Source organism: Cellulomonas sp. CW35, from assembly GCF_052378485.1.
Taxonomy (GTDB): Bacteria; Actinomycetota; Actinomycetes; order Actinomycetales; family Cellulomonadaceae; genus Cellulomonas; species Cellulomonas uda.
Genome location: NZ_CP199000.1, coordinates 2,802,551 through 2,820,741 on the forward strand (window position 1 = coordinate 2,802,551; position 18,191 = coordinate 2,820,741).

15 protein-coding genes are annotated in these 18,191 nt (G+C 75.4%); 8 read left to right on the top strand and 7 right to left on the bottom strand.

The window, feature by feature from the left end:
• Window positions 1-98: 98 nt before the first annotated feature.
• The 4 genes from ACT17Q_RS12815 to ACT17Q_RS12830 are packed head-to-tail and all read left to right on the top strand — an operon-like array spanning window position 99 to window position 7,852.
• The gene (locus ACT17Q_RS12815; protein WP_444662844.1) at window positions 99-3,395 is read left to right on the top strand and encodes an ABC transporter permease; all 3,297 of its coding nucleotides are present in this window, start codon (window positions 99-101) and stop codon (window positions 3,393-3,395) included.
• Complete coding sequence (locus ACT17Q_RS12820; protein WP_444662846.1) at window positions 3,392-6,127, top strand: FtsX-like permease family protein; 2,736 nt, start codon at window positions 3,392-3,394, stop codon at window positions 6,125-6,127. Before ACT17Q_RS12815 ends, ACT17Q_RS12820 begins: the two co-directional genes overlap by 4 nt.
• 19 nt (window positions 6,128-6,146) lie before the next feature.
• Window positions 6,147-7,133 carry an ABC transporter ATP-binding protein gene (locus tag ACT17Q_RS12825; protein ID WP_444662848.1) on the top strand — a complete coding sequence of 329 codons (987 nt, stop codon included), beginning with the start codon at window positions 6,147-6,149 and terminating at the stop codon, window positions 7,131-7,133.
• On the top strand, window positions 7,130-7,852 hold the full coding sequence (locus tag ACT17Q_RS12830) for an ABC transporter ATP-binding protein (RefSeq protein ID WP_444662850.1): 723 nt from the start codon (window positions 7,130-7,132) through the stop codon (window positions 7,850-7,852). Before ACT17Q_RS12825 ends, ACT17Q_RS12830 begins: the two co-directional genes overlap by 4 nt.
• A 45-nt stretch (window positions 7,853-7,897) precedes the next feature.
• On the opposite strand, the gene ACT17Q_RS12835 is transcribed toward ACT17Q_RS12830, so the two are convergent.
• Both ACT17Q_RS12835 and ACT17Q_RS12840 read right to left on the bottom strand, forming a co-directional pair.
• Window positions 7,898-9,289 (bottom strand): PhoH family protein, encoded by a 1,392-nt coding sequence (locus tag ACT17Q_RS12835; RefSeq protein WP_141318087.1) that lies wholly within the window; start codon window positions 9,287-9,289, stop codon window positions 7,898-7,900.
• Between the two features lie 351 nt (window positions 9,290-9,640).
• A complete protein-coding gene (locus tag ACT17Q_RS12840) occupies window positions 9,641-10,402 on the bottom strand; it encodes an isoprenyl transferase (RefSeq protein WP_094179314.1) in 762 nt (253 codons plus the stop codon).
• A gap of 196 nt (window positions 10,403-10,598) precedes the next feature.
• Between ACT17Q_RS12840 and trhA the strand changes: the two genes are divergently transcribed.
• Complete coding sequence (gene trhA / locus ACT17Q_RS12845; protein WP_444662853.1) at window positions 10,599-11,300, top strand: PAQR family membrane homeostasis protein TrhA; 702 nt, start codon at window positions 10,599-10,601, stop codon at window positions 11,298-11,300.
• Here trhA and ACT17Q_RS12850 read toward each other — a convergent pair.
• Genes ACT17Q_RS12850 through mca form a run of 3 tightly spaced genes read right to left on the bottom strand, consistent with a single transcriptional unit; the run spans window position 11,285 to window position 13,313 of the window.
• The gene (locus ACT17Q_RS12850; RefSeq protein ID WP_444662855.1) at window positions 11,285-12,130 is read right to left on the bottom strand and encodes a nitrilase-related carbon-nitrogen hydrolase; all 846 of its coding nucleotides are present in this window, start codon (window positions 12,128-12,130) and stop codon (window positions 11,285-11,287) included. The two genes, trhA and ACT17Q_RS12850, sit on opposite strands and share 16 nt — an antisense overlap.
• Window positions 12,127-12,417 (bottom strand): hypothetical protein, encoded by a 291-nt coding sequence (locus ACT17Q_RS12855; protein WP_094179311.1) that lies wholly within the window; start codon window positions 12,415-12,417, stop codon window positions 12,127-12,129. Before ACT17Q_RS12855 ends, ACT17Q_RS12850 begins: the two co-directional genes overlap by 4 nt.
• On the bottom strand, window positions 12,414-13,313 hold the full coding sequence (gene mca / locus ACT17Q_RS12860; RefSeq protein WP_094182014.1) for a mycothiol conjugate amidase Mca: 900 nt from the start codon (window positions 13,311-13,313) through the stop codon (window positions 12,414-12,416). Before mca ends, ACT17Q_RS12855 begins: the two co-directional genes overlap by 4 nt.
• A gap of 191 nt (window positions 13,314-13,504) precedes the next feature.
• On the opposite strand from mca, the gene ACT17Q_RS12865 reads away from it, so the two are divergent.
• Together ACT17Q_RS12865 and greA are read left to right on the top strand one after the other, a co-directional pair.
• On the top strand, window positions 13,505-13,933 hold the full coding sequence (locus ACT17Q_RS12865) for a DUF4307 domain-containing protein (RefSeq protein WP_444662857.1): 429 nt from the start codon (window positions 13,505-13,507) through the stop codon (window positions 13,931-13,933).
• A 228-nt stretch (window positions 13,934-14,161) separates the two neighbouring features.
• Complete coding sequence (gene greA, locus ACT17Q_RS12870; RefSeq protein ID WP_141318077.1) at window positions 14,162-14,647, top strand: transcription elongation factor GreA; 486 nt, start codon at window positions 14,162-14,164, stop codon at window positions 14,645-14,647.
• Between the two features lie 93 nt (window positions 14,648-14,740).
• Here the strand turns inward: greA and ilvA are convergent, their stop codons facing one another.
• Both ilvA and ACT17Q_RS12880 read right to left on the bottom strand, forming a co-directional pair.
• On the bottom strand, window positions 14,741-15,943 hold the full coding sequence (gene ilvA, locus ACT17Q_RS12875) for a threonine ammonia-lyase (RefSeq protein ID WP_141322126.1): 1,203 nt from the start codon (window positions 15,941-15,943) through the stop codon (window positions 14,741-14,743).
• On the bottom strand, window positions 15,940-17,277 hold the full coding sequence (locus ACT17Q_RS12880) for an AI-2E family transporter (protein ID WP_444662860.1): 1,338 nt from the start codon (window positions 17,275-17,277) through the stop codon (window positions 15,940-15,942). The genes ilvA and ACT17Q_RS12880 overlap by 4 nt, the downstream gene beginning before the upstream one ends.
• A 138-nt stretch (window positions 17,278-17,415) precedes the next feature.
• Between ACT17Q_RS12880 and msrA the strand changes: the two genes are divergently transcribed.
• On the top strand, window positions 17,416-18,069 hold the full coding sequence (msrA, locus tag ACT17Q_RS12885) for a peptide-methionine (S)-S-oxide reductase MsrA (protein ID WP_444662862.1): 654 nt from the start codon (window positions 17,416-17,418) through the stop codon (window positions 18,067-18,069).
• Window positions 18,070-18,191 lie beyond the last annotated feature (122 nt).

Below are 18,191 nucleotides of genomic sequence, written 5' to 3' on the forward strand. Positions count from 1 at the left end.
CGTTCGTGGGACCGCTCCCGGGGCCTCTGCGCGCTGGGTTACTGTCGCCCCGCCCGGCCCGCTGCGGACCGGTGACGACGAGGTCGGGAGGTCGACGCGTGGGCTGGAGGTCACGGCTGCTGCTGCGCCGGGCGACGGCGCAGGGCACCCTGCTGCTCGCGGTGCTGACCGTGACCCTCGTGGCGACGACGCTGCTCGGCACGTTCGCGCTGCTGCTCACGGCGAGCGAGACGCGGGCGCCGCAGGTCGCCCTCGAGCGGGTCGACCTGGGGGACACGACGATCGACCTGCGCTCGGTCGTCGGCGGCAAGGACGGGACCAGCGTGGCCGCCGCCGCGCACGCCGCGATGGACGCCATCGTCGGCGACGTCGCGCAGGAGCGGGACGTGTGGACGTCGTCGCCGTGGCTGTCCGTACCCGGCACCGCGGACCCGGTGGACCCGATCGTGTACCTCGCCGACTACCCCGTCGTGCCCGAGCACACGACCCTGCTCGCCGGCGAGTGGCCGACGACCGCGTCCGTACCCGGCTCGTACGCCGTCCCCGTCGCCGTGCCGCAGGACGCGGCCGAGCGCTACGGCTGGGAGCTCGGCGACGAGGTCGCGCTCGAGGGCGTCGAGCTCGGCGCCGACCTGCGCATGCGGGTCGTCGGCGTGTACCGCGCCGAGCCGCCGCGCGCCCTGTGGCAGCGCGACCTGCTCTCGGGCCGCGGCCACGAGCCGTACTTCCCGGTGCCCGGCTCGTTCGGCTCGGTCGTCACCGAGGCGTGGGGCCCGATCGTCGTCGCGCACGACGTGGACGCGATCGTCCCGGGCACCCTCACGCTCGTCGCCAAGCCCGACCTCGGGTCCGCGACACCCGCGCAGCGCGCCGGGCTGCGCGACCGGCTCGAGACCGCCCAGACCGACGCGTACGCGTCCATCCCGGCCGCGAGCGTGCAGGTCAGCACGACGCTCGACCGCACGCTCGACGAGATCGCGGCCACGCTCGCGGTCACGCGGGCGGGCGTGGTCGTCGTCGGGCTCCTGCTGCTCGTCGTCGCCGTCACGGTCCTGCTCATCGCCGCGCGCCTGCTCGCCGAGCGGCGGACCGCGGAGCAGACGCTGCTCACCTCACGCGGGGCGTCCGCACCGCAGCTCGTCGGCCTCGCCGCGCTCGAGGCGCTCGGCGTCGCGCTGGCCGCCGCGCTGCTCGCCCCGTGGCTCGCGCGCCTCGCGTACGGCGCCCTCACGCGCGCCCGCCTGCTGCGCGACGCGGGGCTGGCGACCGACCCCGGCACACCGACGACGCTCTGGCTCACGTGCGCCGTCGCCGCCACGCTGCTCGCCGCCGTGCTGCTCGCGCCCACGCTCCGGCGCCGGGTCTCGGCGGTCGACTCCGAGCAGCAGGAGGTCCGCCAGGACCGTCGCCAGATGTTCGCCCGCTCGGGCGTCGACCTGGCGGTCGTGGTCGTCGCCGGCGTCGCGCTGTGGCAGCTCGTCCGGCACGGCGCCACGGGTCTCGCGGGCTCGCGCGGTCTGGACCCCCTGCTCGTCGCCGCCCCCGCGCTCGTCCTGCTCGCCGGCGGCGTGCTCGCGGGCCGCGTCCTGCCGGTCGTGGCACGCACGGGCGAGGCCGTCGCGCGGCACAGCCGGTCGCTCGTCGCCCCGCTGGCTGCCTGGCAGGTCAGCCGCCGACCGCACCGGGCCGCGGGCGCCGTCCTGCTCGTCACGCTCGCGGTCGCGGTCGGCACGTTCGCGCAGGGCTGGCTCGCGACGTGGCACCTCTCGCAGCGTGAGCAGGCCGAGCTCGCGGTGGGCACCGACCTGCGCGTCGACGAGCTCGGCGGCTCACCGCTCGAGCAGTCGGCGCTGCTCGCGGGGCTGCCCGAGGCGCCCATCACGTCACCCGTCGCCCGGCGGCAGGCGCAGGTCGGCATCGCGACCGGTGCGAGCGCGCTGAGCACCGGGGTCCCGGCCACCCTCGTCGCGCTCGACACGCGGCACGCGGGCGACCTGCTGCGCGGACGGCTGGACGCCGGGTGGCCCGCGGTGACGCGGGACCTCGCGCCCGCGTCCGTCGTCCGCGGGGCACCGCTCCCCGCGGGCACGCGGTCGATCTCGTTCGACGTGCAGGGCTGGCTCGCCAAGCGCATCAAGGGCGCCGAGCTGCGCGTGTCCGTCCTCCTCGCCGACGAGCGCGGCCTTCGCACCACGCTGGACGTCGGCATGCTCGCGCCCACGTCGGGGCGTCCCGTCGAGGAGGCCGTCCCCACGACGTTCACGCTTGACGTGCCCGAGGGCGTCGGAGCCCTGCAGCTCCTCGGCGTCACCATGGACATCCGCCTCGACCCGCTCGCGGTCGACCTCCTCACGCCCGAGAACTGGGAGGTCACGGTCCACGGCATCGTCTCGCGCATGCAGGCGCTCGACGCGGACGGCGAGCCGACGCCCGTCGACCTGGCACGCGCGCAGTGGCGCACGACGTCCCCGTCGACGTGGAACCCGCTCGCGGAGGGCAACCGCCTGGGCGCCACGTGGGTCGAGGCCGGCGCGCTGCACGTGACCGCCGCGACCAACATGGGGCTGGTGCTGCAGGGGTACAGCGCGCTGTACACCACCGCGTTCGAGCGCGAGCCGATCGTGCACGCGATCGTCACGCCCGGCCTGCTGCGCACGCTCACCGCCGAGCCGGACGAGACGCTCGTCGTCCAGGTCGACGGGATCGACGTGCAGGTGCGCGTCGACGCCGTCGTGCCCTACCTGCCGTCGGTGCCCGACGGCGACGCCCTGCTCGTGGACCGGGACGCGCTCACCCGCGCGACCCTCGTCGCCGGCGGTCGGGACGCGCTCACCGACGAGTGGTGGGCCATGGTCGACGACGCGGCCGCACCGGCCGCCGCCGCGGCGGTCGCCCGCTCGGAGCTCGGGACCGCCAGCACGCGCGCGGCAGCCGTCGTCGAGGCGACCGACGGTCCGCTGCGGGTCGGGATCCCCGCCGCGCTGTGGAGCGTCACGCTCGCCGCCGTCGCGCTCGCGGTCACCGGGGTCGCGCTCAGCGCGACCGTCGCGGTGCGCACACGACGGCTCGAGCTGGCCCGCCTGCAGGCGCTGGGCGCGTCGCGCGGCGCGCTGTCCCGCGCGGTGCTCGGCGAGTACGCGCTGCTGGGGCTGCTCGGCACCGTGGCGGGCGTGCTCGTGGGCGCCGCCCTCGTGCGCGTCGTCGGCCCGCTCGTGACGGTCTCGCCACGCGGTCTGGCACCCGTGCCGGGCGTGCTCGTGCAGTGGCCGTGGCCCGCGCTCGCGACGGTCGTCGCGGTGATCGGCCTCGGTGCCACGCTCGCGGTGGTCCTGACCACGCGCGCACTCCTGCGCCGCACCTCCGGCGCGCTCCTGCGACTGGGGGACGAGGGATGAACGTGTCGACTCGCGTGCGGACGGTCGTCGGGGGCGCCCCGCTGCTCGTGCGCCGCCGCGCGCGCACCGATGCGGGCCTGCTCGCGCTCACGGGTGCGCTCGTCGCCGCGCTCGTGCTCGTCGCGCTCCTCGCGCCGCGGCTGGTCACGAGCGTCGCCGACGAGGGCGCGCGCGACGTCGTCGAGCGGGGCCGTCCGGCCACCGACGTCGTCGCACGCGTCTCCGGCGCCGTACCGCCCAAGGCGGGCGTCCGCCCGGACCACGCACCCGACGACCAGCGCAGTGCTGCGCGGACGGTCGCCGCCGGCGTGCCCGCGTCGATGCTCCGCGACCTCGCGGGACCGTCGCTGTCGACGTTCACGTCCGCGTGGACCGGGAACCTGCCCAGCGGCCAGTTCGTCGCACGCGCGGGCTACGTCCTGCCCGCGGACGGCGCCGACCCGGTCCGCTGGGTCACCGGCCGCGCACCCGAGCAGCTCGACGACGTGGTCGTCACCGAGGACCAGTCGCTCGCGAACGTCGAGCGCCGTGTCGAGGTGGGCGTGAGCGTCGACGGCGCCCGCGCGCTCGGCCTCGAGCCGGGCGACGAGGTGCGCGTGACCACCGCGATGGTGTCCCGGCTGACCGCCGTCGTCGTCGGCACGTACGAGGTGACCGACGCCGACGACCCGGTGTGGACCACGCTGCCCGAGCTCGTCCGGGCCATGCCCGCCCCGGGCGGGTCCGCGGACCTCGCCGCCGTCGGGCTGCTCGTCACGGACGCGTCGCTGCCCGACCTGCTCGTCGCCGTCCAGCCGTCGGCGGTGACCACCGACGTGCGCTTCGTCTCGGTCCCCGACCGCATCACGGCGGCGCGGGCACAGGTCATCGCCGCCGAGGTCGCGGCGCTGCGCACCGACCCGCGCCCGCTCCAGCTGCTCGACGCGCGCCAGCCCACGCTCCTGACGTCGCTCGACGACGAGCTGCTCGCCTACCGCGACCGCCTGGCCGGTGCGACCGCGCAGGCGAGCGTCCTGCTCATGGGGATCGTCGCGGTCGGAGGACTCACCGTCCTGCTCGCCGCGCGGCTCATGGTCGAGCGGCGCTCCCGCGGCCTGACGCTCGAACGCGCACGCGGGGCGTCGGTCACGTCCGTGGGCTGGCGCGCGCTGCTCGAGTCCGTGCCCGTCACGCTCGCCGCGACGGCGCTCGCGGTCGCCGCGCTCCTGCTCGTCATGCCGCCGCAGGGCGCGTGGTGGCCGGGCGTCGCGGTCGCGACCGTGGGCGTGGTCGCGCCCGCGCTGCTCGCGGGGGCCCTGGTCCGACGGTCGTGGACCGGCCGACGCGTGCCCGCCAACCGCGCCGACCGTGACCGGCTCGCGTCACGTCGCCGCACGCGACGGCTCGTCGCGGAGCTCACGCTGCTCGCGGTCGCCACCGGCGCGCTGCTGTCCGTCCGCGCGCGCGGTCTGCTGTCGAGCAGCGTCGGCGACGTCGACTGGCTCCTCGCGGCGACCCCCGTGCTGCTGGCCGGCGCCGCGACCGTCCTGACCGCGCACGCCCTGCCGCCCGTGCTGCGCCGCCTGCGGGCCGTCGCCTCGCGCGGCCCCGCGCTCGCCGGGCTGGTCGCCACGGCACGTGCCGAGCGCGCGAGCCGCACCGCGATCCCGCTGCTCAGCGTGACGGTCGCGGTGGCGCTCATGGTGTTCAGCGGCATCACGGTCGCCACCGTGGACCGCGGGCAGGTGCGTGCCGCGGACCTCGTGGTGGGCGGCGACGTGCGGATCGACGGGCCGGTCGGGGACGATGCGTTGGCCGCGCTGCGCGAGCAGGACGGCCTGACGAGCGTCACGGGCTCGCGCACGTGGGTGAGCCGCACGTTCGGCGTGGGCTCGGGCGTGGACGTCACGCTGCTCGCCGTCGACACGGGACCGTTCGAGGCGCTGCGCGCCGCCCGCGGCGAGGGCGGCGCGGGCCTCGCGCGGCTGGCGGACGGCGCGCCGGGGACCGGGGTGCCCGCGCTCGTGACGGCGGACCTGGAGCCCATCGCCGAGACCACCGACCCGCAGGTCTGGGTCACCGAGTCGTTCGTCGCGCTGGACCCGCGCGGCACCACCGACCTGCGGGTCGACGGTGCGCCGACCGTCGTCGTCGACCGCGCCGCGCTCGCCGCGGCGATGGGGATCGAGATCCCCGCCGAGACGACGTGGCTGCTGGGGCCCGGAGCCGACGCCGCCGTCACCGCGACGGCCGTCGAGGGCCTGCCGAACGTGCGCGTGCTGAGCCGCACCGACTGGCTCGACGCGTGGAACACCTCGCCGCTGACCACGGGGCTGCGCACGCTGCTGCGCGTCGCGCAGGGCGCGCTCGCGGTGCTCGCCGTCGTCGCGCTCGTCCTGACCGTCGTGGCGACCGCGCGCGACCGGCGGCGCACGCTGCACGTCCTGCGCACGCTCGGGCTCGACGCGGGCACCGCACGCCGGCTGTCCGCGGGCGAGGCCGCGCCCGTCGCCGTCGCCGGCCTGCTCGCGGGCTGCGCGATCGGCGTCGCGGTGCCGTGGCTGCTCACCGGCGCGCTCGGCCTGTCGACGCTCACGGGCGAGCCCGACGGCACGCGCGTCGCGACGACCTGGGTCCCGTTCGTGCTCGCGGCGGGGGCGCTCGCGCTGGGCCTCGCGGTCGCGGTCGAGGTCGAGGCCCGCACGCGGCGCGACGACGACCTGGCCCTCGGCATCCGGGAGGCGGAACGATGACCACGACGAAGGAGGCGCGATGACGACGACGCTCGACCGGCTCACGCAGGAGGCCGGCGCCCCGGCGTTCGGGCGGGACGCGCTCATCGTGTGCGACTCGCTCGTGCGCATCTACCAGTCCGAGGGCATCGAGGTGCAGGCGCTGCAGGGCCTCGACCTGCTCGTCGAGCCCGGCGAGCTCGTCGCGATCGTCGGCGCGTCCGGCTCCGGGAAGTCGACGCTGCTCGCCGTCCTGTCGGGCCTCGACGTCCCGACCGCCGGGCGGGTGCGCGTCGGCGACTGGGACCTCATGGCCATGACCTCCGCGCAGCGTGTGGCGTACCGCCGCCAGATGGTCGGGTTCGTGTGGCAGCAGACGGCCCGCAACATGGTGCCGTACCTCAGCGCGACCGAGAACGTGACGTTGCCCCTCGCGCTCGCGGGCAGCGGCCGGCGCGAGCGCGAGGCCCGCGCCGCCGAGCTCCTCGAGCTGCTCGGCGTCGGCTACTGCGCGGACCGGCGGCCCGGCCAGCTGTCGGGCGGCGAGCAGCAGCGCGTCGCGATCGGCGTCGCGCTCGCCACCTCGCCGCAGGTGGTGTTCGCCGACGAGCCGACCGGCGAGCTCGACTCCGCGACGTCCGACCTGGTGCTCGAGAGCCTGCGGATGGTCAACCGCGAGCTCGGCACCACGGTCGTCGTCGTGACGCACGACCCGGGCGTGAGCGAGCACGTGCAGCGCACGGTCGCCATCCGCGACGGGCGCACGTCGTCGGAGACGGTCCGCCGCACGCACCTGCGCGACGACGGCACCGAGCACGTGGTGGCCGAGGAGTTCGCCGTGCTCGACCGCGCGGGGCGGGTCCAGCTGCCCGCCGAGTACCGCGAGGCCCTCGAGCTGTCGGGCCGCGTGCGGCTCGCGCTCGAGGCGTCGCACGTGTCCGTGTGGCCCGACCGCCCGCGCGTGGCCCCCACGCAGCCCACCGCCGCGCCCCAGGACGGCACGCACGAGGGAGGACCCCACCGATGAGCGTCGAGACCGCGCAGCAGGGCAAGCACGCCGCGAGCACGTCCGAGCCGATGGTGCTGGTCGACCACGTCTCGCGCACGTACGGCAGCGGGGACGCCGCGGTGCACGCGCTGCGGGACGTCTCGCTGTCGATCTCCCCCGGTGAGCTCGTGGTGCTCGTCGGGCGCTCCGGCTCGGGCAAGACGACGCTGCTGAACGTCGTCGGCGGGCTCGACCGCCCCGACGAGGGGCGCGTGGTCGTCGACGGCCAGGAGGTGTCCCGGCTCGGCGAGCGCGGGCTCGTCGCGTTGCGGCGCGACGTCGTGTCGTTCGTGTTCCAGACGTTCGGGCTCGTGCCCGTGCTGTCGGCGGCCGAGAACGTCGGCGTCCCCCTGCGGCTGCGCAAGATCCCGCCGAAGGTCCGCGACGAGCGCGTGGCGCTGCTGCTCGACCTCGTCGGGCTCGGCGGGCACGCCAACCAGCGACCCGGGGAGCTGTCGGGCGGTCAGCAGCAGCGCGTCGCGATCGCGCGTGCGCTCGCGAACTCGCCGCGCCTGCTCGTCGCGGACGAGCCCACCGGCCAGCTCGACTCGGCCACGGGCGTCGCGATCATGGGGCTGCTGCGCGCGGTCGTCGAGCACGAGCGCACCACGGCCCTCGTCGCGACGCACGACCCGGTCATGATGTCGCTGGCCGACCGGGTCGTGCGCCTGCAGGACGGGGTGCTCACGCAGGACTGAGCACAAGACTGAGCACAGGTCTGCGCCCGGGGTCGGGCGTCGGGCTCAGACCTCGATGCCCTCGAGCAGCTCCGTGACGAGCGCCGCGACGGGCGACCGCTCCGAGCGGGTGAGCGTCACGTGCGCGAACAGCGGGTGGCCCTTGAGCGCCTCGATCACCGCGGCGACACCGTCGTGCCGACCCACGCGCAGGTTGTCGCGCTGCGCGACGTCGTGCGTGAGGACCACGCGCGAGCTCTGCCCGATGCGCGACAGGACGGTGAGCAGCACGTTGCGCTCGAGCGACTGCGCCTCGTCCACGATCACGAACGCGTCGTGCAGCGACCGGCCGCGGATGTGCGTGAGCGGCAGGACCTCGAGCAGGTCGCGGTCCATGACCTCCTCGACGACCTCGCGTGAGACGAGCGCGCCGAGCGTGTCGAACACGGCCTGCGCCCAGGGGTTCATCTTCTCGGCCTCGGAGCCGGGTAGGTAGCCGAGCTCCTGACCGCCGACGGCGTACAGCGGTCGGAACACCATGACCTTGCGGTGCTGCCGGCGCTCGAGGACGGCCTCGAGCCCCGCGCACAGCGCGAGCGCGGACTTGCCCGTCCCGGCGCGACCGCCGAGCGAGACGATGCCGATCTCCTCGTCGAGCAGCAGGTCGATCGCGATGCGCTGCTCGGCGGAGCGGCCGTGCACGCCGAACACGTCCCGGTCGCCGCGCACGAGCGCGACGTGCTTGTCCGCGGTCACGCGCCCGAGCGCGGACCCCCGGGGCGAGTGCAGCACGAGGCCGGTGTGGCACGGCAGGTCCCCCGGGGCGGCCGTGCCGAACCCCGGCTCCGACGAGGAGGGGACGACGTCCGCGAGCGGGAGCGACTCGTGCTCCCACAGCTGGGCCATCTGCTGCTCGGTGAGGTCGAGCGCGTCCATCCCCGTCCAGCCGGACTCGACCGCGAGCTCGTGGCGGTACTCCTCGGCGCGCAGCCCCACCGCGGAGGCCTTGACCCGCATGGGCAGGTCCTTGGAGACCACGGTCACGTCCCGGCCCTCGGCGGCGAGGTTCGCCGCGACCGCGAGGATCCGCGTGTCGTTGTCACCGAGCCGGAAGCCCGCGGGCAGCACGGTCGGGTCGGTGTGGTTGAGCTCGACGCGCAGCGTCCCGCCGAGGTCGCCGATGGGCAGCGGCTCGTCGAGGCGGCCGTGCTGGACGCGCAGGTCGTCGAGCAGGCGCAGCGCCGAGCGGGCGAAGTACCCGAGCTCCGCGTGGTGCCGCTTGCCCTCGAGCTCGGTGATGACGACCACCGGCAGGACCACGTCGTGCTCCGCGAAGCGGTACATCGCCCTGGGGTCGGACAGCAGGACGGACGTGTCGAGGACGTGGGTCCGGCGGGCGTCGTCCTGCCCGGCCGGCTCGGGTCCGGTGGGGCCCTGCTGAGCTGCGCTGCTGACCACGGCGTGCTCCCTCCGGCGCTACGTGCGCCGCAGAAGGCGTCGCGCTCCGGTGTCCCGCACGCGGGGGTGCGGGGGCCGGCTCGCGGCGGCGGGACGAGGGCGGTCCGACCCTGCGAAGGGCCGGGTCCGGCCCTCCTCCCGGAGCGGATGCTCCATGGGCTAGGCCTCCCGGGGACGCCGGGGCGACGTCCTTGTGGTGACGCTAACCCCGGCCGCGCGCGGGTCGCAGGCTCGACGCGCCGTCCGAGACACGAAGTTCACCTGCACCTCGCCGGGCGTCCACCCGGCGGGGTGACGGCGCCGCGGGAGGCCCGCTCGTGGCGGGTCGTCCGGGGCAACCGCGAGCGCGCGTCAGCGCCCGAGCCGCCGTTCCCGGACCGCGTAGTCGCGCACCGCGCGCAGGAAGTCCACGCGCCGGAAGTCCGGCCAGTACGCCTCGCAGAAGTAGAACTCCGAGTGCGCCGACTGCCACAGCAGGAACCCGCCGAGCCGCTGCTCGCCCGAGGTGCGGATGACGAGGTCCGGGTCCGGCTGCCCTTTGGTGTACAGGTGTGCGGCGATGTGCTCGACGTCGAACGACTCCGCCATCTCGTCGAGCCCGAGGCCCTTGTCGGCCGCGTCCCGCAGGTAGGCGCGCACCGCGTCGGCGATCTCGCGGCGGCCCCCGTAGCCCACGGCCACGTTGACGTGCAGCCCGACGACGTCGCGCGTCGCCTCCTGCGCGTCGCGCAGGGCCTGGGCCGTGTGCTCGGGCAGCAGCTCGAGCGAGCCGACCGCCTGCACGCGCCAGCGGCGGGTCGCGGCGAGCTCGCGCACCGCGTCGTCGATCACGACGAGCAGGCCCTCGAGCTCGTCGGCGGGGCGGTTGAGGTTGTCGGTGGACAGCATCCACAGCGTGACGACCTCGACGCCGACGTCCTCGCTCCAGGCGAGCACCTCGCTGATCTTGTCCGCGCCCGCGCGGTACCCGCCGTGCGTGGACTTGCCGGTGGACCGCGCCCAGCGGCGGTTGCCGTCAAGGATCACGCCGACGTGCCGCGGCATCCGGTCCGAGGGCAGCGACGCGGCGAGGCGGCGCTCGTACAGCCCGTACAGCGGATGGGGCAGGCGCACGCGCTCTCCTGTCGCGATCGGTACCGGCCGGGCTCGCGCCCGGCGGGTGCGGCGTGGTGTGCCGGCGCGGTCAACCGTACTCGTCCGCCGATGTGCGTGAGGCAGGATCGTCCGTGCGGCGCAGACGGTCGACACCGCTACCTACGGGGCCGTAACCTACGGGGTCGTAGGTTCCCGACCACGAACGCGAGGCACCATGGCCAGCACCCCCGCCCCCAGCGGCACCTCGGGCGTCGCACGCGCGGTCGAGCAGGTCGCCGCGACCGTCAAGCCGCTCCTGCGGGGCTGGATCCACGCCGGCGTCTCACCGTTCGTGCTCGCCGCGTCGATCGTGCTCGTCGCGCTCTCCCCCACGCCCGCCGCCCGGTGGTCCACCGCGGTCTTCGGCCTGTCGGCCGTCATGCTGTTCGGCACCAGCGCGGTCTACCACCGCGGCACCTGGTCGCCGCGCGTCGCGGGCGTGCTGCGCCGCCTCGACCACACCAACATCTTCCTCATCATCGCGGGTACCTACACGCCCCTGGCCGTGCTCCTGCTGCCCGCCACGACCGCCCGGAACCTGCTCATCGCCGTCTGGGCCGGCGCGCTCGTCGGGCTGCTCGCCCGCGTGTTCTGGCTCTCCGCGCCCCGATGGGTCTACGTGCCCGTGTACGTGATCCTCGGATGGGTCGCGGTCGCGTTCCTGCCGCAGTTCTACCGCGAGGGCGGCGCGGCGGTCCTGTGGCTCATCGCCGCCGGTGGCCTGGCCTACACCGTGGGCGCGGTCGTCTACGGCACCAAGCGCCCCAACCCCAGCCCGCGGTACTTCGGGTTCCACGAGATCTTCCACGCGCTGACCGTCATCGGCTTCACGTGCCACTACATCGCCGTGTCGATCGCGAGCTACTCGCTGCGCTGACCCGCCGGCACCACCGCGTACCGTCGGTTGGCGAGCGACGGGTTCGCCTCGCGCACGCCGCGCAGCTCGACCGGGTCCAGGTCGACCGTGCGGATCGACGGCTCGTCGTCGAGCTCGAGGCCCACCACGCCGTCCGGCCCCACGACGAGCGAGCGCCCCACGACGCCCTTGCCCGCCATGCCCACCGCGACGACCGCGGCCGTGTTCTCGATCGCACGCGCCGTCGCGAGCGTGCGCCAGTGCATCGCCTTGAGCGCACCGTCCGCCCACGCCGCGGGCACGACGAGCACGTCCGCACCCGCGTCCACCACCCGCCGCGCCGACTCCGGGAACCGCAGGTCGTAGCACGTCAGCACGCCGAACCGCACGCCCGCGACGTCGAGGACGAGCGGGTGCGCGTCCGCCGGGCCCGGCCGCAGCCGGTCGGACTCGCGGCTGCCGAACGCGTCGTACAGGTGCACCTTGCGGTACGTCCCGACGAGCGCGCCCGTGCCGTCCACCGCGACCACGACGTTCGCCGCGCGCGGGTCCTCGTCGTCGCCCGGGACCGTCACGCCCGCGAGCGCCGCGACGCCCGTGGCTGCCGCCCGCTCCCGCAGCGCTGTCACGTACGGGCCGTCGAGCGGCTGGGCGTGCTCGGCGCCCACACCGCCCGGGTCGAACGCCGAGGCGTACTCGGGCAGCACCAGCACGTCGGCCCGGACGTGGTGCGCCTGCGCGAACGCGTCACGGAGGACCACCACGTTCGCCGCCGCGTCCGCCGACGCCGCGACCTGGGCGATCGTCACACGGACCGCGGGCCGCCGCGGCGGTTCGGGGCGCTCGCTCACCGCGTGCCGTCGGTCGCGTCGTCCGGCTCGCTCGTGCCGTCCGCACCGCGCTCCCGCGCCGCGGCCTCGGCGGCCTCGTCGGCCTCGAGCTGCTTGGCGCGCCGGTCGACGACCCGCAGGTGGCGCGTGAGGGACAGGAACAGCAGCACCGCGACCGCAGCGAGCCCGAACGTGAAGACGAAGCCCAGGAAGCCCGGTGAGCCCCCGGTGGCCGCGGTGACGGTGGGGCTGGGGCTCGGTGCGGGCGTGGCGGCCAGGACCAGCGCCAGCGTGTCCAGCGCGTTCATCGACCCGTCCCCGTCGTCTCGTCGGCCGGCTCGAGCGAGCCGAGCGGCTGCACCGAGATCCCTGCGAACAGGTCGTGCTCCGGGAGCGTGACCGGCACGCGCGACTCCGCGAGCTCGTACTCCTCGGTCGTCCAGTGCGCGAGCTCGACCTCGCGCGGGACCGCGAAGAAGAAGCCCTCGGGGTCGATCTGCGTGGCGTGCGCCCGCAGCGCCGCGTCCCGCCGGTCGAAGTACGCCGCGCACTCGATGCGCGTCGTCACCTCGCGCTCCGGGATCTCCCGCGCCTGGCGGGACTCGATCCAGTCCCCGAACGGGGACTCGCCGCCCGCCTCCAGGATCGCCTCGTGCATCGCGCGCAGACGCGCGAGCGAGAAACCGTGGTTGTAGTACAGCTTGAGCGGCGCCCACGGCTCGCCGTGGCCCCGGTAGCGCTCGGGGTCGCCCGCGGCCGCGAACGCCTCGGCGGCGACCCGGTGGCACATCACGTGGTCGGGGTGGGGGTAGCCGCCCGTCGGGTCGTACGTCGTCATCACGTGCGGCCGGAACTCGCGCACCACCTCGACCAGCGGCGCGCTCGCGTCCTCGAGGCCCACGAGCGCGAAGCACCCCTCGGGCAGCGGCGGCAGCGGGTCCCCCTCGGGCAGCCCCGAGTCGACGAAGCCGAGCCAGCGCTGCCGCACACCGAGCGCGGCCGCGGCCGCGGCCATCTCGTGCCGGCGCACCTCACGCATGCCCTCGATGCCGCCCGGCACCTCGCCGTAGCGCTCGTTGAGCACGTCGCCGCGCTCGCCGCCGGTGCACGTCACGACGAGCACCTCGACCCCCTCGGCGGCGTACCGTGCGGTGGTCGCCGCACCCTTGCTCGACTCGTCGTCCGGGTGCGCGTGCACCGCCATCAGGCGCAGCGGCTCACCCGCGGCGTCGGTGCGGCGCACGAACGCCGACCCGGCGGGAGCGCTCGGGGACGAGGTGTCGGACACGTTCTGGGGGCGCCGTGGTTCGGCGGGCAGCTCGGGCACGGGACAATGATCGCGCACGGCACCCACGAACCCGGAACCGGTCCGCCGACCACACAGGAGGAACCCCCGTGGCCAGCACGCCCGCCGCGAGCCCCACGCCGCCCGCGGGACGCTACGGCGACGACCCCGACGAGCGCTCGCGCGTCCCGTGGCTCGTCACGGTCGTGCTCGCCGCCCTCGTCGGCGCGGTCGTGGTGGGCTGGATCGGCATCAGTGCGCTGCGCGACCCCGTGCAGTGGAAGACCATCGGGTTCTCGGTGCACGGCGCGGACACGGTCGACCTGACGTTCGAGGTCACCAAGGACCCGGAGAGCACCGCCTCGTGCCGCGTGCGTGCGCTGTCGCAGTCGTACGCCGAGGTCGGCGTCAAGGACGTGCAGATCGGCCCGGGCGCCCGCACCCAGCGCGTCACCGTCGTCATCCCCACCGCGGAGCTCGCCGTGAGCGCGAGCGTGCAGACGTGCGACCCCGTCGAGGACGCGCCGGACGCCCCCTGACGCGACCGCTTGCTATCCTGGGCGTTTCGCACGCCGCCCACGCCTCGTCGCGTCCGGCCCGCTCCCAGCGCGGCACGGCACGACGAACCGGGACCGGACGGTCGACGCGACCGGACGGAACGGCGACACCCCGCCCCAGACACCGCCGACCGGTGACGCCTGCGGCCTCGAGCCGTGGGGTCACGGAGGGCGCCGACGGGACGCACCAGGAAGCAGGAAGGAGCGATCGTGACCGACACGACTGCGGCCACTTGGCTGACGCAGGAGGCCTACGACCGCCTGAGCGCCGAGCTCGAGGACCTCAAGGGCCCCCGCCGGGACGAGATCACGCAGCGCATCGCCGCGGCGCGTGACGAGGGCGACCTCAAGGAGAACGGCGGCTACCACGCCGCGCGCGAGGAGCAGGCGAAGAACGAGGCCCGCATCCGCGAGCTCGAGGCGAAGCTCCGCACCGTGCAGATCGGCACGCCGCCCGACGACGGTGTCGTCGAGCCGGGCATGGTCGTCACGGCCGTGGTCGCGGGCGACGAGGAGGTCTTCCTCCTGGGCTCGCGCGAGATGGCCGGCACGACGGGCATCCAGGTCTTCTCCCCCACCTCGCCGCTCGGTGCGTCGATCCACGGCAAGTCCGTGGGCGACACGACGAGCTACGCCGCGCCGAACGGGCGCGAGATCGAGGTGACGATCGTCGCCGCGAAGCCCTTCGAGGGCTGAGCAGCACCACGACGGGCGCGTCCCCCGGGTCACCACCCGGGACGCGCCCGTCGTCGTCCCGCCGCCGCGCGCGAGCCGGCCCGCGCGGAGCGGTCAGTCCGTGAGCCGGTAGCCGGCAGCGCGCAGCGCGTGCTGCACCGCCGCGCAGTGGTCCGGTCCCTTCGTCTCGACCTGCACCTCGACCGCGACCTCGTCGACCGCCAGCTCGGTCTGCGTGCGCACGTGCGAGACGTGCATGACGTTCGCCCCCGTGGCGGCCAGGTCGTTGAGCAGCCGCGCGAGCGAGCCCGGACGGTCGTCGATCCGCACGTGCAGCCACAGGAACCGGCCCGCCGACGCGAGACCGTGCCGCACCACGCGCAGCAGCACCTGCGGGTCGATGTTTCCGCCCGACAGGATCGCGACCACGGGCCCGGCCAGGTCACCGGGCGGTGCGGCCATGAGCGCGGCGACCGCGGCCGCACCCGACGGCTCGACGAGCAGCTTCGCGCGCTCCGCGACGAGCAGGAGCGCGCGGGACAGGTCCTCCTCGGACACCGTGCGGATCTCGGTGCGGGTGCGGGCGAGCACCTCGAACGGCACGTCGCCGGGCAGGCCGACCGCGATGCCGTCCGCCATGGTGCGCAGCTCGGGCGCCCTGGTCGGGACGCCTGCGGCGAGCGACGCGGGGTACGCGGCCGCGTGCGCCGCCTGCACGCCGACCACGCGCACGTCGGGGCGCAGCTCGGCGAGCGTCGCGACGACGCCCGCCGCGAGCCCCCCACCGCCGACCGGCACGACGACGGTCGCGACGTCCGGCACCTGCTCCACGATCTCGAGGGCGATCGTCCCCTGGCCGACGACGACGTCGCGGTGGTCGAACGGGTGGATCAGCGCCGCTCCCGTGACCCGTGCGTGCTCGCGCGCGTGCACCAGCGCGTCGTCGACGCTCGACCCGACGAGCTCCACGCGGGCGCCGTACTCGCGCGTCGCCGCGATCTTCGGCAGCGCCGCGTCGGTCGGCATGAACACCACGGCGTCGATGCCCAGCAGCCGCGCGGCGAGCGCGACGCCCTGCGCGTGGTTGCCCGCCGACGCCGCGACCACGCCCCGCCGGCGCTCCTCGTCGGACAGGCCCGCCATCCGCACGTACGCCCCGCGGATCTTGAAGGACCCGGCGCGCTGCAGGTTCTCGCACTTGAGCAGCACGGGCGTGCCCGCGAGCTCGGACAGCGCCCGGCTCGTCTCGACCGGGGTGCGCTCCGCGACCCCGTCGAGCAGCGCGGCCGCCTGCCGGACGTCCTCGAGCCAGGTCATCGCCCGCCGTCCCCGGACGGACCCTCGTGCGCGGCATCGTCGTGCGCGGCATCGCCCTGCGCGGCATCGTCGTGCGACGTCTCGTCTCGCGCCGGGTCGCCGGACGCGTCCTCGAGGTCCGTCGCCGCGCCCTCGTGCGGCCCGACGGCCGCCTCGCCACCCAGCTCCTCCTGGTGGGCGAGCTGCGCGACGGCGCGGTCGATCGCCGGGTGGCCCACGGGTCTGAGGAGCACGTGGTCGTCGTGCCCCAGCTGCGGGAACTTGTCGTGCCCGTGCAGGTACAGCACGACGGTGTTCAGCACCGCGACGATCGGCACCGCGAACAGCGCACCGAGGATGCCCGCCATGAACGAGCCCGCGGCCACCGCGAGCAGCACCGCGACGGGGTGCAGCGACACCGCGTGACCCATGAGGAACGGCTGCAGGACGTGCCCCTCGAGCTGCTGCACGGCGAGCACGATCGCGAGCATGATCAGCGCGACCACGGGCCCCTGGGTGACGAGCGCGACGAGCACCGCGACCGCACCGGTGACCACGGCACCGACCACGGGGACGAACGACCCGAGGAACACGAGGATCGCGAGCGGGAACGCGAGCGGCAGCTGCAGGATCGCCGCACCGATCCCGATGCCGACCGCGTCGACGGCCGCGACGAGGATCTGCGTGCGCGTGTAGGCGCCGAGCGTCACGACCCCGCGCCGCCCCGCCTGGTGCACGTGCTCGCGCGTGCTGCGCGGCAGCAGCCCGACGAGCCACGACCAGATCTGACGGCCGTCGTGCAGGAAGAAGAACGTGCAGAACAGCGTGATGATCGCGCCCGCGAGCACGTGGCCGATCGTCACGGTCGCGTGCAGCGCTCCGGCGACGAGCGTGTCGCTGTTGTCCGCGGCCGCCTGCCGCGCCTGCTCGACCCACCCCTGCACGTTCTCGGTCGAGATCTGCAGCGGACCCGTGGCGAGCCAGTCGAGCAGCGTGTCGACACCCTCCTGCGCCTGCTGCCACAGCTCCGCGATCCCCAGCACCACCGAGCGCCCGGCGAGCACGAGCAGCCCCAGCACGAGCACGACGAGCGCGCCGAGCGACACGCCCGCCGCGGCGGCCCGGCTCATGCGCGCGCGCCGCTGCAGCCACGTGCTGAGCGGCTGGAGCAGCACGGTCAGCAGCAGCGCGACCGCGACGGGCACGACGACGAGCTTGAGGTACGCGATCGCGGCGACGCCCACCGCGAGCGCGGCCGCGATGAGCAGCAGCCGCCACGACCACGCGGCGGCGCGCTGCACGGACATCGGGACGGCGTCGGCGGCGCGCGGCGCCGCGGGCCCAGGAGCGTTCACCGCCCCAGGCTACGGTCGCGGGCGGGCCCGCATGCGCCAGGAACACTCCGGCCGACCGCGCGGTTGTGCCACCTGCGAGGGCGCGCCCCGCGCAGCACCCGGCGCGCGAGGCCGGCGCCCCGTCGAAGGAGACCCGCGATGGGATGGCTCTTCGGATCCGCGATCCGCACCACGATGGTCGAGCCCGAGCGCGCGCTCGTCGGCCGCGACCGGTACGCCTACACCGTGCCCGGGACCCACGTGGTCCTCGGGACGCCGCTGCAGGGCCCCTGGCCGCAGGGCACCGCGGTGATCCACCTGGCCCTCGGCTGTTTCTGGGGCGCCGAGAAGGAGCTGTGGCAGCTCCCCGGTGTCGTCACGACGGCCGCCGGCTACCAGGGCGGCTTCACGCCCTACCCCACGTACGACGAGGTCTGCACGGGCATGACCGGGCACACCGAGACCGTCCTGGTCGCGTACGACCCCGCGGTCCTGCCGCACGACGAGCTGCTGCGGCACTTCTGGGAGGCGCACGACCCGACGCAGGGCTTCCGCCAGGGCAACGACGTCGGCACCCAGTACCGGTCGGCGGTCTTCACGACGACGCCCGAGCAGGCGCAGGCCGCGCACGCCACGCGTGACGTCTTCGCGCCGAGGCTCGCGCGCGCGGGGTTCGGGGACATCACGACCGAGATCCGCTCCGCCGACGAGGCCGGCCCGTTCTACTACGCCGAGCCGTACCACCAGCAGTACCTGGTCAAGAACCCGAACGGCTACTGCCCGGTCCACTCGACGGGCGTGAAGTGCGACTGACCTGACCCCGGCCGGCGGCCCTCGGGCCGCGGTCCGACCGCAGGGTGGGCGGTGCTGTCTCCCCCCGGAACACCGCCCACCCGCGGCGCGCGCGTGGCTCCCCCTGAACCCGCGCTGCGACG

What these genes read in the sequence shown, in the direction of transcription:
- ACT17Q_RS12820 (WP_444662846.1), top strand. Translation starts at nt 3,392, where the DNA reads ATGAACGTGTCGACTCGCGTGCGGACGGTCGTCGGGGGCGCCCCGCTG.
- ACT17Q_RS12825 (WP_444662848.1), top strand. Translation starts at nt 6,147, where the DNA reads ATGACGACGACGCTCGACCGGCTCACGCAGGAGGCCGGCGCCCCGGCG.
- ACT17Q_RS12830 (WP_444662850.1), top strand. Translation starts at nt 7,130, where the DNA reads ATGAGCGTCGAGACCGCGCAGCAGGGCAAGCACGCCGCGAGCACGTCC.
- trhA (WP_444662853.1), top strand. Translation starts at nt 10,599, where the DNA reads ATGGCCAGCACCCCCGCCCCCAGCGGCACCTCGGGCGTCGCACGCGCG.
- ACT17Q_RS12855 (WP_094179311.1), bottom strand. Translation starts at nt 12,417, where the DNA reads ATGAACGCGCTGGACACGCTGGCGCTGGTCCTGGCCGCCACGCCCGCA.
- mca (WP_094182014.1), bottom strand. Translation starts at nt 13,313, where the DNA reads ATGGCGGTGCACGCGCACCCGGACGACGAGTCGAGCAAGGGTGCGGCG.
- ilvA (WP_141322126.1), bottom strand. Translation starts at nt 15,943, where the DNA reads ATGACCTGGCTCGAGGACGTCCGGCAGGCGGCCGCGCTGCTCGACGGG.
- msrA (WP_444662862.1), top strand. Translation starts at nt 17,416, where the DNA reads ATGGGATGGCTCTTCGGATCCGCGATCCGCACCACGATGGTCGAGCCC.